The organism is Nocardia arseniciresistens, assembly GCF_046764875.1.
Taxonomy (GTDB): domain Bacteria; phylum Actinomycetota; class Actinomycetes; order Mycobacteriales; family Mycobacteriaceae; genus Nocardia; species Nocardia arseniciresistens.
This window is the reverse complement of record NZ_JBKORD010000007.1, coordinates 220,818-233,852: the sequence shown is the minus strand read 5'-3', so window position 1 is coordinate 233,852 and position 13,035 is coordinate 220,818. Positions and strand designations below refer to the sequence as shown.

10 protein-coding genes, 1 tRNA gene and 1 pseudogene are annotated in these 13,035 nt (G+C 63.4%); 8 read left to right on the top strand and 4 right to left on the bottom strand.

Translation table 11 applies throughout. The annotated features are described in order from the left end of the window. The first annotated feature begins 121 nt into the window (after nucleotides 1-121). A tRNA-Ser gene (locus ACLMAJ_RS15040) sits at nucleotides 122-212 on the top strand. Here the strand turns inward: ACLMAJ_RS15040 and ACLMAJ_RS15035 are convergent. After that, a complete protein-coding gene (locus tag ACLMAJ_RS15035) occupies nucleotides 191-574 on the bottom strand; it encodes a DUF6191 domain-containing protein (protein WP_412014275.1) in 384 nt (127 codons plus the stop codon). The genes ACLMAJ_RS15040 and ACLMAJ_RS15035 overlap by 22 nt on opposite strands. A gap of 155 nt (nucleotides 575-729) precedes the next feature. On the opposite strand from ACLMAJ_RS15035, the gene ACLMAJ_RS15030 reads away from it, so the two are divergent. Both ACLMAJ_RS15030 and ACLMAJ_RS15025 read left to right on the top strand, forming a co-directional pair. Further along, nucleotides 730-930: a hypothetical protein gene (locus ACLMAJ_RS15030; RefSeq protein WP_412014274.1), complete on the top strand. Its 201-nt coding sequence runs from the start codon at nucleotides 730-732 to the stop codon at nucleotides 928-930. A gap of 212 nt (nucleotides 931-1,142) precedes the next feature. After that, on the top strand, nucleotides 1,143-1,343 hold the full coding sequence (locus ACLMAJ_RS15025; RefSeq protein WP_412014272.1) for a hypothetical protein: 201 nt from the start codon (nucleotides 1,143-1,145) through the stop codon (nucleotides 1,341-1,343). 73 nt (nucleotides 1,344-1,416) lie between these two features. Here ACLMAJ_RS15025 and ACLMAJ_RS15020 read toward each other — a convergent pair. After that, nucleotides 1,417-1,791: pseudogene (locus tag ACLMAJ_RS15020) on the bottom strand (EamA family transporter); the annotation flags it as partial. A gap of 957 nt (nucleotides 1,792-2,748) precedes the next feature. Here ACLMAJ_RS15020 and ACLMAJ_RS15015 point away from each other — a divergent pair. Next, entirely contained in the window at nucleotides 2,749-2,994 is a 246-nt protein-coding gene (locus ACLMAJ_RS15015; RefSeq protein ID WP_412014271.1) for a hypothetical protein, read from the top strand. Between the two features lie 90 nt (nucleotides 2,995-3,084). Here the strand turns inward: ACLMAJ_RS15015 and ACLMAJ_RS15010 are convergent, their stop codons facing one another. Both ACLMAJ_RS15010 and ACLMAJ_RS15005 read right to left on the bottom strand, forming a co-directional pair. Continuing rightward, nucleotides 3,085-5,385, bottom strand: coding sequence for an MMPL family transporter (locus ACLMAJ_RS15010; protein ID WP_412014270.1), 2,301 nt, complete (start codon nucleotides 5,383-5,385; stop codon nucleotides 3,085-3,087). 208 nt (nucleotides 5,386-5,593) lie between these two features. Then, nucleotides 5,594-7,891, bottom strand: coding sequence for an MMPL family transporter (locus tag ACLMAJ_RS15005; RefSeq protein WP_412014269.1), 2,298 nt, complete (start codon nucleotides 7,889-7,891; stop codon nucleotides 5,594-5,596). Between the two features lie 202 nt (nucleotides 7,892-8,093). Here ACLMAJ_RS15005 and ACLMAJ_RS15000 point away from each other — a divergent pair, with 202 nt between their 5' ends. The 4 genes from ACLMAJ_RS15000 to ACLMAJ_RS14985 all read left to right on the top strand — a co-directional run bounded on the left by ACLMAJ_RS15000 (nucleotide 8,094) and on the right by ACLMAJ_RS14985 (nucleotide 12,990). After that, complete coding sequence (locus tag ACLMAJ_RS15000; RefSeq protein ID WP_412014268.1) at nucleotides 8,094-8,687, top strand: TetR/AcrR family transcriptional regulator; 594 nt, start codon at nucleotides 8,094-8,096, stop codon at nucleotides 8,685-8,687. A 38-nt stretch (nucleotides 8,688-8,725) separates the two neighbouring features. Continuing rightward, on the top strand, nucleotides 8,726-9,265 hold the full coding sequence (locus ACLMAJ_RS14995) for an RrF2 family transcriptional regulator (protein ID WP_412014436.1): 540 nt from the start codon (nucleotides 8,726-8,728) through the stop codon (nucleotides 9,263-9,265). A gap of 81 nt (nucleotides 9,266-9,346) precedes the next feature. Next, nucleotides 9,347-11,080, top strand: coding sequence for an ABC transporter ATP-binding protein (locus ACLMAJ_RS14990; protein WP_412014267.1), 1,734 nt, complete (start codon nucleotides 9,347-9,349; stop codon nucleotides 11,078-11,080). Beyond that, a complete protein-coding gene (locus ACLMAJ_RS14985) occupies nucleotides 11,077-12,990 on the top strand; it encodes an ABC transporter ATP-binding protein (RefSeq protein ID WP_412014266.1) in 1,914 nt (637 codons plus the stop codon). Before ACLMAJ_RS14990 ends, ACLMAJ_RS14985 begins: the two co-directional genes overlap by 4 nt. Nucleotides 12,991-13,035: the final 45 nt, after the last annotated feature.

Sequence of the window (13,035 nt, the reverse complement as noted above, 5' to 3'; positions counted from 1 at the left end):
CCCCGGCGGGATCGGCCCTTGTACGCCGATGTCGCGCCCACTCGCAGCGGCATGCGAACCCACATCGCGCAGGTCTACAGGCGATTTATCGATCCGGCGGCGGTCCGGTATGGTTGTCGGCGGTGGCGTGTCCGAGCGGCCTAAGGAGCACGCCTCGAAAGCGTGTGAGGGGTAACCCCCCTCCGAGGGTTCAAATCCCTCCGCCACCGCCAAAGCCCTTCACTTGCTCTTGCAGGTGAGGGGCTTTTTCTTTCCGCAGTAGGCGGGACTCGGATTTGGTTGGTCGCGCAGGTGGGGATTCGTTCGGGCGCAGGACGACGGTTCGGCTGTTCAGGTCGACGCCGAACTGTGGGGGCTCGCCCTTGGCTTGTTCGTCGCGCAGCATCGAGATCGAGTCGCGATGGTCGAGTTCCATACGCTTGGTGCTGTAGAACAGCGCGGTGAACTCGTCGGTGAACGTGCCCGATACGGGGTTGCGGCGCCTGCGGCGTTTCCTGGTCAGCGCCTCGTAGAGCGCGACGAGCATCAGCAGGATGATCCAGCCGGGAATGCTCCATTGCAGCAGCAGGTCCATGTCAGGGGCAACGACTCGAGATCCGGTGGAGTTCCCTGGGTGATTGTCGGATTTGCGGGTATACGCGCTGTAAGAGAGTGCGAAAGGACGCGATGATGATGCGCCGCAGAACATTACGCATGGGAACACGTAGTCGATACAAGAGTGAGAGTTATATGAGAATCGGCAGCCTTATAGTCCTGGTCTGGTTATTGATCGGTTTGCTCGCGGCGGGGCAGCGCCACTACTTCGACAGCGGGCCTGTCAACTGTGCGAACTTCGGCACCATCGCCGTCACCGTGATCGCGGGTCCGCTCAACTACATGGGCGTGAATCCGAAGGTCGACGATTGCAATGTGCCGCAACCGAGTCCGTAATAGCTAGGGCGGCAGGCGTTCAAAGGCCGACGGCCCCTGCCCTGTCGAGCGGCGCGGGGCGGCGCGCAAACACTTGCGAACAAGTGGGCGGGTCGCGTTCTTTCGCGGATAATCGGCACCCGTGCGGGTATCCGCTCGGTAGGAAGCGCGGGACGGACGCGATCAGGATGCGTCGTCGAACGGCCCGCGCCGCGACGATGCGCAGGTGAAAAATGAAACGGGGCACTGCTCTTGTTCTGATCTGGCTGGTCATCGGCATCATTGCGGCGGGCCAGCGCAACTATTTCGACAGCGGTCCGATCAACTGCGCCGGGTTCGGCTCGGTCGCGCTGACCGTTCTCGTCGGCCCGTTGAACTACATGGGGGTGAACCCGAAGGTCGCGGATTGCAACGTGCCGCAACCGAGTTCGTAGCCGTGGGTTGTGCGCCGGGATACTGCTTCGGTTTCGGTGCATCGGTGAGCCGAGCGGCTCCGGCCGCCGCGGCAATGACGAGACCCACCCCGACCCACTGGGTGAAATGCAGCCCCTCGCCGAGCAGCAACAGCCCGACCACGGCCGCGACCGCTGGCTCCAAGCTCATCAGCACGCCGAAGACCGAGGCCGTAATTTGGCGCAGCGCTTGCAGTTCGATGGCATGTGGGACAAGAGTCGACAGTACGGCGACACATGCGATGAGGAGCAGCACCACCGGATCGAGCAGCGCCGAACTCGCGTCTGCCGCGACGAGCGGTAACATGAGAATTCCGCTGAATGCGATCGCAAGTGCCAGTCCGCCATGGCCGGAGGTGCGTTCGCCGACCACCTTGCTGAACACGATGTAGCCTGCCCAACCTGCGGCCGCGAGTAGCGCGAACAGCATGCCGGTAAAGGACACGGCCCCACCAGTTTTCATCAGGAGCAACACGCCGCCGCCAGCTAGCAGCACCCAGGGAAGGTCACGGCCGCGGCGGGACGCCGCGACCGCGACGGCGAGCGGGCCGAGAAAATCGATAGTGACCGCGATGCCGAGTGGAATGCGTTCGATGGCCGCGTAGAAACTCCAATTCATCACTGCCATAGACATTCCGAGCCCGGCAATGCCGGGGGCGGCGCGACGGTCGATGCGCAGCGATGGCCGCCACAGCGCCATCGCGATTGCGGCGGCAAACAGTAGACGCAAGGCAGCGGTCGGGCCCGAGCCGAGGATGTCGAACAGGTTCTTGGCAATGATCGCGCCGAATTGGATGCTGAGCATCGCGGCGAGGACGAGCGCGGGCGCTGGCACGCTGCCGAACGCTGACGGTCTACCTGGGTGTGGCGTCAAAGCCGCTGGTGAGACTGCTTTTACCGGGTCGACGACCACGGTGACTCCATTCTGCGGACAAGCGCGTACACCACCGGTGGCTGCCGGAGGTGTGCGGTTGGATATCGAATCGGTTGTGCGGGAAGAGGAATGGGCCTATCCGGGAATCAGTGCGTGCGGTAGGCGCACAGAATCACCGAGGCGATTCGCGCTCGGTATCGAGGCGAAGAGGTCGGGGATATCAGCCGGGAAGATCCGTCAGTCGACGGATGCCGAGGTGGCGTGGGGAGGTGGCCACGCGGTGCCGATTTCGGTGCGGAGACCGGCTGCTCGGATCAGACACGCAATCGGCGACAGCGCGTTCAGTGTGTGAAGTTAGCCGTCCTAATTGTCCGGCAAGAGACCGGTCGGTTGCTCACAGGCGGTGTACATGTGAGGGACTGTATCGCAGTTTGTGTTGCCCCGCGCAGGAGTGATCGGCGTCGATGGGGGTACCCGCGAGAAGTACGCGAGTGCAGAAAAGAGGCGATGACAATGCGCGAGCGAACGATCAACGCACGACCGGTACACCGAAGGGGTACTCGGCTGCTGAGCACGCTGCTGCTGGTCTGGTTGGCCGTCGGTTTGATCGCCGCTGGTCAGCGCCACTATTTCGATAGTGGCCAACTCAATTGCGCTAGTTGGGGCACCATTGCCGTTACCGCCCTCGCAGGTCCGCTCAACTACGCGGGTTTGAATCCCACCGTTACCGGCTGCGAGCTGCCGCAACCGAGCCAATAGGCGGCATTGCTCACAGGTCGCCTGACAGGATCTGACACGACGTTCGCGCCCCCCATCCGTTCGGATGGGGGGCGCGAATCGTCATACCGACTAGGAGGCGGCGGGCACGCCCACCGACTCTGGATGCGGCTGCCCGCGTAGTGCATACAACTTCGCGCCCTCCACATCGATATCCGGCACGATCTTGTCGAGCCAGCGCGGCATCCACCAGGCCCATTTGCCCATCAGCACCAGCAGGGACGGGATCAGGACCATCCGGACGATGAACGCGTCGAACAGCACACCCGCCGCGAGCGCGAAGCCCATCGACTTCGCGGTCGCGTCGGATTCCAGCAGGAACGATCCGAACACCGAGATCATGATGATCGCGGCGGAGGTGACCACGCGCGCGCCGTGGTGATAGCCGCGGATCATCGCGTCTGTCGGCGACTTGCCGTGCACGTATTCCTCCCGCATCCGGGTCACGAGGAACACCTGGTAGTCCATGGCGAGCCCGAACACCAGGCCGATCATCATGATCGGCAAAAAGCTGACGATCGGGTGTGGATCGGCGATGATGCCGAGCTTGCCCTTCTGGAAGATCAAGACCGTCGCGCCGAAGGTGGCCGCCATCGACAGCAGGAACCCGAGCGCGGCGGTCAGCGGTACGAGGACCGATCGGAACACCGAGATCAGCAGTAAGAACGCGGCCCCGGCGACGATGGCGAGATACGGCACGATCTTGCTCAAGAGCACGTGGTCGACGTCGGCATAGATCGCGGTGGTGCCGGTGATGCCGTATTCCATGCCGAAATCGGACTTCAACTGCGGCTCGGCGTCGCGTGCCTCCCTGACCAGGTCCTTGGTTGCCTGATTGTTCGGACCCGATTTCGGGACACCGTCGAGCAGCGCGCCTGCCTTGTCCGCACCACTCCACCGCGGCTCGGTCACGTAATCCATGCCGGGGTAGGACACGAGCTTGTCCCGCAATGCCGTGACCGCGGCCTCGCGGCGATCCTGCGGCACATCGCTGAGGTCCGCGACGACCTTCAGCACGCCGTTGCTGCCTTCGCCGAAGCCTTCGGTGCGCAGCTCGTATGCCTTTCGGACGGTGGAGGTCTTCGGCATGCTGTCCTCGCCGGGCAGGCCGAGGTTCAGTCCCGCGGCCGGCGCGGCGAGCAGGCCGAGCACGATGACGCTGAGGATCAGCGTCACCGCCGGGGCCTTCGCGATCACCCGCGCGATACGCATGCCGTTGCTGACCGAGCTGTCGTCTTCCGGATCGTGCTGGGCGATGATCGGCAGCTTCGGCTTGAACAGGAAGCGGCCGAACGCGCCGAGCAGCGCCGGCATCAAGGTGATGGCGGTGAGCACCGCGAACGCGGCGGCGATTGCGCCACCCAGACCCATGAAGGTGAGGAACCGGACCCCGACGACGGCGAGTCCGATCAGCGCGATGATCACCGTCAAGCCCGCGAACACCACCGCCGATCCTGCGGTGCCGAGCGCCGTACCCGCCGCTTCCTCCGGCAGCTCCTGCACTGCCAGTTCATGTTTGTACCTGGACACGATGAACAGCGCGTAGTCGATCGACAGCGCGATTCCGATCATCGATGCCAGGAAGGTGGTGAAGCTCGGAATCGACAGGAACGAGGTACCGAGGAGAATCAGGGAAGTGGCCGCGCTGAGTCCGACGATCGCGGTGATGATCGGCACGAACGCGGCGACGAGCGCGCCGAACGCGATGATCATCACCACCAGCGCGACGGCCATGCCGATCATTTCGGATTTGCCGCTCGGCGCCTGCTGCTCCATGGCGATGGTGCCGCTCATCTCGACGGTCAACCCGGCGTTGCGCGCCGCATCGGCCACGTCGTAAGCGGCATGCCGATCATCGGCCGTGATATCGCTGAACTCTTTGAGCGTGAACGGCACGCTGAAGAAGGCGACCGTATCCGGCTCGGTCTTATTGAGCACATTCAGCGGCGCGCCACTGCATTTCGAGATGTCGGGCTGTCCTTCGAGGCAGCCCATCTTCTCCGCGGCCGCGATCGGGTCCGTGATCGGGGTGCTGTGGTCGACGATGTCGAGCTGGTTCAGCTTCTCGATCAGCGCCTCGATCGCCTGGTGATTGGCGGGATCGGTGAGCTTCTGACCGTTCGGAGCGCCGATCACATAGGTGCCGGTGACCGCGTCGAACTGGAAGGCCTGTGACATGCCTGGGAAATGTTTGTCGAGGATTTCCGTTGCCCGCTCCGATGGCAGGTTCGGCATGCTGAAATCGTCGCTCATCGGCTTCTTCAGCTGAGTGCCGAGGGCGCCGAGGATCAGGAACAGGACGATCCAGACGGGCAGGACTATCCATTTGCGGCGGTATGCGAACTTTCCCCACCGGTACAGATACACGGACACAGGGTTCTCCTCGCGGTGATCGGGTCGTGCCGGGTTCTTTCCGAACATCCACACCGACCGCCGGAGCCGGTGACATACCGAGCTGAAGAGTCGAACAATCTCTGAGTCTGCTGCCGACCGCGCACAAGTTCAAGAACCTGGATCAAAGCACTCGGCCCCGCACCCATACTTCGGGTGCGGGGCCGAGCGTTTTCAGGCGTTGGCCGCCTTAGCCGACGGGAACCGGCTCCTTGTTCAAATCGACGGACTTTTGCCGCAATTCACGCAGCTTCGTGCCCTCGACGTCGATGTCGGGCAGGATCCGGTCGAGCCACTTCGGGATCCACCAGGCCCATTTGCCCATCAGCACCAGCAGCGACGGGATCAGGACCATCCGGACGATGAAGGCGTCGAACAGCACGCCCGCCGCGAGCGCGAAGCCGAACGACTTGGCCGTGGCATCGGATTCGAGCAGGAACGAACCGAACACCGAGATCATGATGACCGCGGCCGCGGTGACCACCCGGGCGCCGTGGTGGTAGCCGCTGATCATCGCCTCCTTCGGAGACTTGCCGTTCACGAATTCTTCGCGCATCCGGGTCACCAAGAACACCTGATAGTCCATGGCGAGACCGAATACGAGACCGATCAACATGATCGGCAGGAAGCTGATGATCGGGTGCGGGTCGTCGATCAACCCGAACTTGCCCTCCTGGAAGATCAGCACCGTCGCACCGAAGGTCGCCGCCATGGAGAGCAGGAACCCGAGCGCGGCGGTCAGCGGCACCAGAATCGAGCGGAACACCAGGATCAACAGCAAGAACGCGGCGCCTGCGACGATGGCCAGGTACGGCACGATCTTGCCGAGCAGTACATGGTCGACATCGGCGAAGATCGCCGTGCTGCCGGTGATGCCGTATTCCATGCCGTACTCGGACTTCAACGATCCCTCGGCGTTACGAGCGTCGCTGACCAGGTCCTTGGTGGCCTGGTTGTTCGGACCCGACTTGGGCACGCCGTCCAGCAGTGCGCCCGCCTTGTCCTCGCCACTCCACTGCGGCTCGGTCACGTAATCCATGCCCGAATAGGACGAGAGCTTGGTGCGCAGCGCGTTGACCGCGTCCACCCGGCGTTCGGCAGGCACGTTGGTGAGGTCAGCGGCGACGTTCAGCACGCCGTTGCTGCCCTCGCCGAAGCCCTCGGTGCGCAGCTCGTATGCCTTTCGGACGGTGGAGGTCTTCGGCATGCTGTCATCGCCGGGCAGGCCGAGGTTCAAACCGGCGGCGGGCGCGGCGAGCAGGCCGAGCACGATGACGCTGAGGATCAGCGTCAGTGCGGGCGCCTTGCCGATGAGCTTGCCGAAGCGCTGACCGTTGCTGACCGAGCGGTCGTCCTCCGGATCGTGCTTGGCGACGAAGGGCAGCTTCGGCTTGAACAGGGCACGACCGAAGGCGCCGAGCAGCGCGGGCATCAGGGTGATGGCGGTGAGTACCGCGAACGCGGCGGCGATCGCGCCACCGAGACCCATGAAGGTCAGGAACTCGACCCCGACGATGCTCAGGCCACCAAGCGCGATGATCACGGTGAGACCTGCGAACACCACTGCCGAACCGGCGGTTCCGAGCGCGGTACCCGCGGCTTCTTCCGGCGAATCCTGCACTGCCAGTTCATGTTTGTACCTGGACACGATGAACAGCGCGTAGTCGATGGACAGTGCGATACCGATCATCGATGCGAGGAACGTGGTGAAGCTCGGTACTTCGATCACCGAGGTGCCGAGGAAGATCAGCGAGGTGGCCGCGCCGAGTCCGACGATCGCGGTGATGATCGGGACGAAGGCGGCGACGATAGCGCCGAACGCGACGATCATGACGATCAGCGCGATGCCCATGCCGATCTGCTCGGATTTGCCGCTCGGCGCCTCCTGCTTCGTCGCGATCGAGCCGCTCATCTCGACGGTGAGTCCGGCGTTGCGCGCGTCATCAGCGACGTCGTATGCCGCGGTGCGCTGTTCGTCGGTGACGTCGGTGAACTTCTCGAGCGAGAACGGGACGCTCATGAAGGCGACCGAGTCGGGCGCGGTCTTGCTGAGCACATTCAGCGGAGCGCCGCTGCACTGCGACGGATCGGGATTTGCCAGGCAGCCCATCTTGTCGGCCGCTTCGATCGGGTTCGAGACCGGCTTGGCGTGGTCGACGATATTCAAGTCGCCGAGCTTGGCGATGAAGGCGTCCAGCGCCGCGCGGTTGGCCGGGTCGGTCAGCTTCTGCCCCTCGGGCGCGCTGATCACATACGTTCCGGTGACGGCGTCGAACTTGAAGGCGTCGGAGGCGCCGGGAAAGTGCTTGTCGAGGATGTCGTTTGCGCGTGCGGACGGTAGTTCCGGCATGCTGAAGTCATTGCTCATCGGTTCCTTCAGCTGCGTGCCGAGGCCGCCGAGGATGACGAAGAGGATGAGCCAGACCGGAAGCACTATCCATTTCCGGCGGAAAGCGAACTTTCCCCATCTATACAGATAAACGGACACGAAAGATTCTCCTAGCGATGACTGGGTGCGTGCTGGTTCTCGGCCTGTAGACAGCACTCGCGGGGTGCCCTGCCGGCCCCGCCTCCACTAACGCTTTCTGCCTACCGTGCGGTAGGTAGACTACCTAGGGCCTAAGCGGAGGTACAACCTCAATTTTGGTGGCAACGTTAGCTCCGCGCACGATTGGTGAGAGGACCATCCGATGACTGTCCGTCATGCGTCAGAAGTCATTACCGCAGGTGGCGGGACCAAAATCGCGATTCGCGACGCCGCGGTGAAGCTGTTCGGAGCCAAGGGATTCGAGCAGACGAGCCTGCGCGAGGTCGCAGATGCGGTAGGAATCACAAAGGCGTCGCTCTACTATCACTACGCTTCGAAGCTCGATCTGCTGCTCGCGATCGTCGATCCGATCGTTGATCACATGCGCGCGGTCGTCGAGGACATCGACGCGGTGCCGCACGATCCTGAGGGTGTGCGCGCTGTGCTGCGCACGTATTTGCGCGGCATGATCCGCAATCGCGATGCCGGGGCGCTGTGTGTGCGCGACACCGTGGCGATCATCAACGCGATGGCCGATCGATACCCCGATCTGATGGATTCGAATCGAATCCTGCAGTCCTGGTTGGCCGGACCGGACGCGTCCGACGAGGCGACGCTGCGCGCCTGCGCGGCGCTGGAAGTGCTCGGGGTCGCGCTGTTGTCCAAGGAGTTCGTCCCGACCGCCCCCGACTCCCTGGTGGAATCAACGCTGCTCGACGCGGCGACCTGTGTGCTGACCGCCTGCGGTACCGCGTAGATTCGACCAGGTCATCGGATAGTTCAGGGAAGGTGGCTGTGCACATCTCCGCGAAGGTCGATTACGCGGTGCGGACCTTGCTGGAGATCGCCCGCGCGCCGAGGGTGAGCCAGGCCCAGATGGCGGCCGATATCCCCGCGCTGGATGCGACGCCGCTCGTGCAGGCAGGTCCGGTAATCACCGCGGCCGCGGTGGTCAAGGCCGATGTGATCGCTACCGCGCAGTGTATTCCGCCGAAAGTGCTGGAAACCGTTCTCGCCGAGCTGCGCAGGGCGGAGATGGTGATCAGCAGGCGTGGCCCCGACGGCGGCTACTGGCTGGCCCGCCCCGCCGCCGAGATCTCCATCGCCGACGTGATCAGGGCGATCGAGGGACCATTGGCTTCGGTACGCGGTCAGCGGCCGGAGGATGTGAACTATCCGGGCGCGGCCGAGCCGTTGCAGCGGGTATGGATCGCATTGCGGGTGAACATTCGCGCGGTGCTCGAGAATGTGTCCATCGAAGACATAGCGCAGGACCGGCTACCCGAATTCGTCGAGACGCTGACCGAAGATCCCGGCGCGTGGGCTCGCAGGTAAATGCCGCAAATGCGGCATGTTCTTGCTGGTCGATAATCATCGCGACCCGCGTCACCATTTGCAGGTAACCTGCCAATCATCATGTTGATCAGACTGCTGCGTACACATCTGTACCCCTACCGGGCACAATTGACGGGGGTCGTTGTCCTGCAACTGGTTTCCGTCATCGCGATGTTGTACCTGCCGAGTCTGAATGCCGATCTGATCGATAACGGCGTCACCAAAGGTGACATCGGTTACATCTGGACCACCGGGCTATGGATGCTCGCGGTGACTTGTGTACAGATCGTCGCGTCCGCGTTCTCGGTCTATCTCGGCGCGCACGCCGCGATGTCCGCAGGTCGGGATCTGCGTGGTGCGGTGTTGCATCGGGTCGGCACCTTTTCCGCCCGCGAGGTCGGCATGTTCGGTGCGCCGTCGCTGATCACCCGCACCACCAATGATGTGCAGCAGGTCCAGCTGCTCATCGTGATGTCCGCGACGATCTTGGTGATGGCGCCGATCATGTGCGTCGGCGGCATCATCATGGCGTTGCGTGAGGACCTCGGACTATCCTGGCTGCTGCTCATCGCGGTACCCGCGCTTGCCATTTCGATGGGTTTTATCGTCGTCAAGATGGTGCCGGGCTTCCGTGCCATGCAGACCAAGATCGACGAGGTGAACCGAGTCCTGCGCGAGCAGATCACTGGTATCCGCGTGGTGCGCGCATTCGTCAGGGAACGGCAGGAGACCTGGCGCTTCGGTGTCGCCAATACCGAGCTGACCGAAACCTCTTTGCGGGTCGGCAGGTTGATGGCGTTGATGTTTCCGCTGGTCATGCTGATCAGCAACGTCACCGCCGTCGCGGTGATCTGGTTCGGCGGCCACGCTGTCGACGCGGGCACCATGCAGATCGGCTCGCTCACCGCGATGCTGTCCTACATCATGCAGATCCTGATGGCCGTGATGATGGCCTCGTTCCTCGCCATGATGGCGCCGCGCGCCGCGGTCTCGGCCGACCGGATCGGCGAAGTGCTCGAGACCGACTCCTCGGTAATACCGCCGCGTTTGCCGCAGCCGTTCAAGGGCGATCCAGGATCGGTCGACATCGCGTTCGCCGAGTTCGCGTTCCCCGGCGCCGAGAAGCCAGTGCTTCGCGCTATCCGATTCAAGGTGGAACCGGGCACGACCACCGCGATCGTCGGATCCACCGGTGCGGGAAAGACCACACTGCTCAACCTGATTCCGCGCCTGATCGACGTCACCGACGGCGCCGTCTATGTCGGGCAGACCGATGTCCGGCACATTGATCTGGAGTTGCTGCGCGAGCAGATCGGCCTGATACCGCAGAAGGCGTACCTGTTCTCCGGAACGATCGCGAGCAATCTGCGCTACGGAAATCCGGAAGCCACGGACGAAGACCTGTGGCGGGCACTGGAAATCGCGCAGGCCGACGATTTCGTGCGGGATATGCCATTGGGGCTGGAGGCGCCTGTCGCGCAGGGTGGCACCACGGTATCCGGTGGTCAGCGTCAGCGCCTCGCGATCGCACGGGCGCTGGTCAAGAAGCCGCGGATCTACCTGTTCGACGATTCGTTCTCCGCGCTGGACGTCTCCACCGACGCCAGGCTGCGCGAAGCTCTCCGGCCGGTCACCAGGGATGCATCAGTAATCATTGTGGCGCAACGGATTTCGACGATCCGTGACGCCGACCAGATTGTGGTGCTCGAGGACGGTGTGATGGCAGGGATCGGCTCCCACGAACAGTTGATGCGTGACTGTCCGGAATATCAGGAAATCGTCGCGTCGCAGCTCAGCGCGGAGGAGGTTCGATGAGGCCCGGAGCGCCGAATCCCGGTGCGCCGGATGCCAAGGCGAAGTCCTTCAAACCGTCGCTGAAGCGGTTGCTCGCCCGGCTCGCGCCGGAACGGGTGTACGTGATTCTGATCGTGGCACTGGTCATCACGGCGGTGGTGCTCAACACGCTCGGCCCGTACATCATGGGCAGAGCGACCAACCTGGTCTTCGATGGTTTGGTCGGTAAGCAGCTGCCCGCAGGCATCAGCAAGGACGAGGCGATCGAGGCGATTCGGGCCAAGGGCGACAACACCTTTGCCGACATGCTCGGTGCGATGGATGTGACTCCCGGTGTCGGTGTCGACTTCGACGCCGTCGGCAAGGTACTGATCCTGGTGCTGCTGCTCTACATCGGCGCAGCGGTATTCGGCTGGTTGCAGGGCTTCCTGCTCAACATCGTCATCAACAGGACGGTGAAGCGGCTGCGCAGCGATGTCGAGGACAAGCTGCATCGACTTCCCTTGAGCTACTTCGATTCCGCGCCGCGCGGCGACGTGCTCAGTCGCGTCACCAATGACGTCGACAATGTCTCGACGAGCCTGCAACAGACCATGAGTCAGCTACTGACCTCGGTGTTCTCGGTGCTCGGCATCCTGATCATGATGTTCTGGATCTCACCGCTGCTCGCGGTGATCGCGTTGCTCACGGTTCCGGCGGCCATCGTCGTCACCGCGCAGATCGCCAAGCGGTCCAAGCCGCACTTCGTGAATCAGTGGAAGTACACCGGCATGGTGAACGCCCAGGTCGAGGAGGCCTTCACCGGCCACGAGATCGTCACCGCGTTCGGCCGCAATCGCGAGGTCGGTGCGGAGTTCGACAAGCGCAACGACGAACTGTTCGACGCGAGCTTCAAGGCGCAGTTCATCTCCGGCCTGATCATGCCCTCGATCATGTTCCTCGGAAACGTGAACTTCGTGCTGGTGGCGTTGGTCGGCGGTCTGCGGGTCGCGACGGGAAACATCTCCCTCGGTGAGGTGCAGGCGTTCATCCAGTACTCCAGGCAGTTCAGCCAGCCGCTCACCCAGATCGGCGCGATGGCCAATTTGCTCCAGTCCGGCGTTGCCTCGGCCGAGCGGATCTTCGAGATCCTCGACGCCGCAGAGCAGTCGGCCGACCCGGTGATGGAGAACGTCCGTCCGGTCGACCGCGGCCGAGTCGAATTCGAGGCGGTGTCCTTCCGCTACGAACCGGAGACCCCGATCATCGAGCGGCTATCGCTGGTCGCCGAGCCAGGACACGTGGTCGCCATCGTCGGCCCGACCGGTGCGGGCAAAACAACGCTGGTCAACCTGCTGATGCGGTTCTACGAACTGGACGCGGGCACCATCACGATCGACGATGTCGACATCACCGAGATCACCCGTGACCATCTGCGCTCGCGCATCGGCATGGTCTTGCAGGACACCTGGCTGTTCAAGGGCACCATTCGGGAGAACATCGCGTATGGCAATCCGAACGCGAGCGAGCAGGATATTCTCGCCGCCGCCCGCGCCGCCTATGTCGACCGTTTCGTGCACGCGCTGCCGCACGGCTACGACACAGTGATCGACGAGGAGGGTTCGGGGGTGAGCGCGGGTGAGAAGCAGCTCATCACCATCGCCCGCGCCTTCCTGGCGAAGCCGTCCATTCTGGTGCTCGACGAGGCGACGAGTTCGGTGGACACCCGCACCGAATCGCTGGTGCAGCATGCGACCGCCGCGTTGCGCCGCGACCGCACCAGCTTCGTCATCGCGCACCGCCTTTCCACCATCCGCGATGCGGATCTCATCGTTGTCATGGAGGCGGGTCGTATCGTCGAGCACGGGTCCCATGAGCGCCTGCTCGAAGAGCGCGGCGCCTACTACCGCCTCTACAACTCCCAGTTCGCGGCGGCCGCCGCCGACGCCTGACCGACTGCTGCCGGTCGCCGGTGTTGTAGTGGACGGGGGTCGGCC

Coding starts and splice junctions, on each gene's coding strand:
- ACLMAJ_RS15000 (WP_412014268.1), top strand. CDS start 8,094: ATGACTGTCCGTCATGCGTCAGAAGTCATTACCGCAGGTGGCGGGACC.
- ACLMAJ_RS15025 (WP_412014272.1), top strand. CDS start 1,143: ATGAAACGGGGCACTGCTCTTGTTCTGATCTGGCTGGTCATCGGCATC.
- ACLMAJ_RS14990 (WP_412014267.1), top strand. CDS start 9,347: ATGTTGATCAGACTGCTGCGTACACATCTGTACCCCTACCGGGCACAA.
- ACLMAJ_RS15035 (WP_412014275.1), bottom strand. CDS start 574: ATGGACCTGCTGCTGCAATGGAGCATTCCCGGCTGGATCATCCTGCTG.
- ACLMAJ_RS14985 (WP_412014266.1), top strand. CDS start 11,077: ATGAGGCCCGGAGCGCCGAATCCCGGTGCGCCGGATGCCAAGGCGAAG.
- ACLMAJ_RS15030 (WP_412014274.1), top strand. CDS start 730: ATGAGAATCGGCAGCCTTATAGTCCTGGTCTGGTTATTGATCGGTTTG.
- ACLMAJ_RS15015 (WP_412014271.1), top strand. CDS start 2,749: ATGCGCGAGCGAACGATCAACGCACGACCGGTACACCGAAGGGGTACT.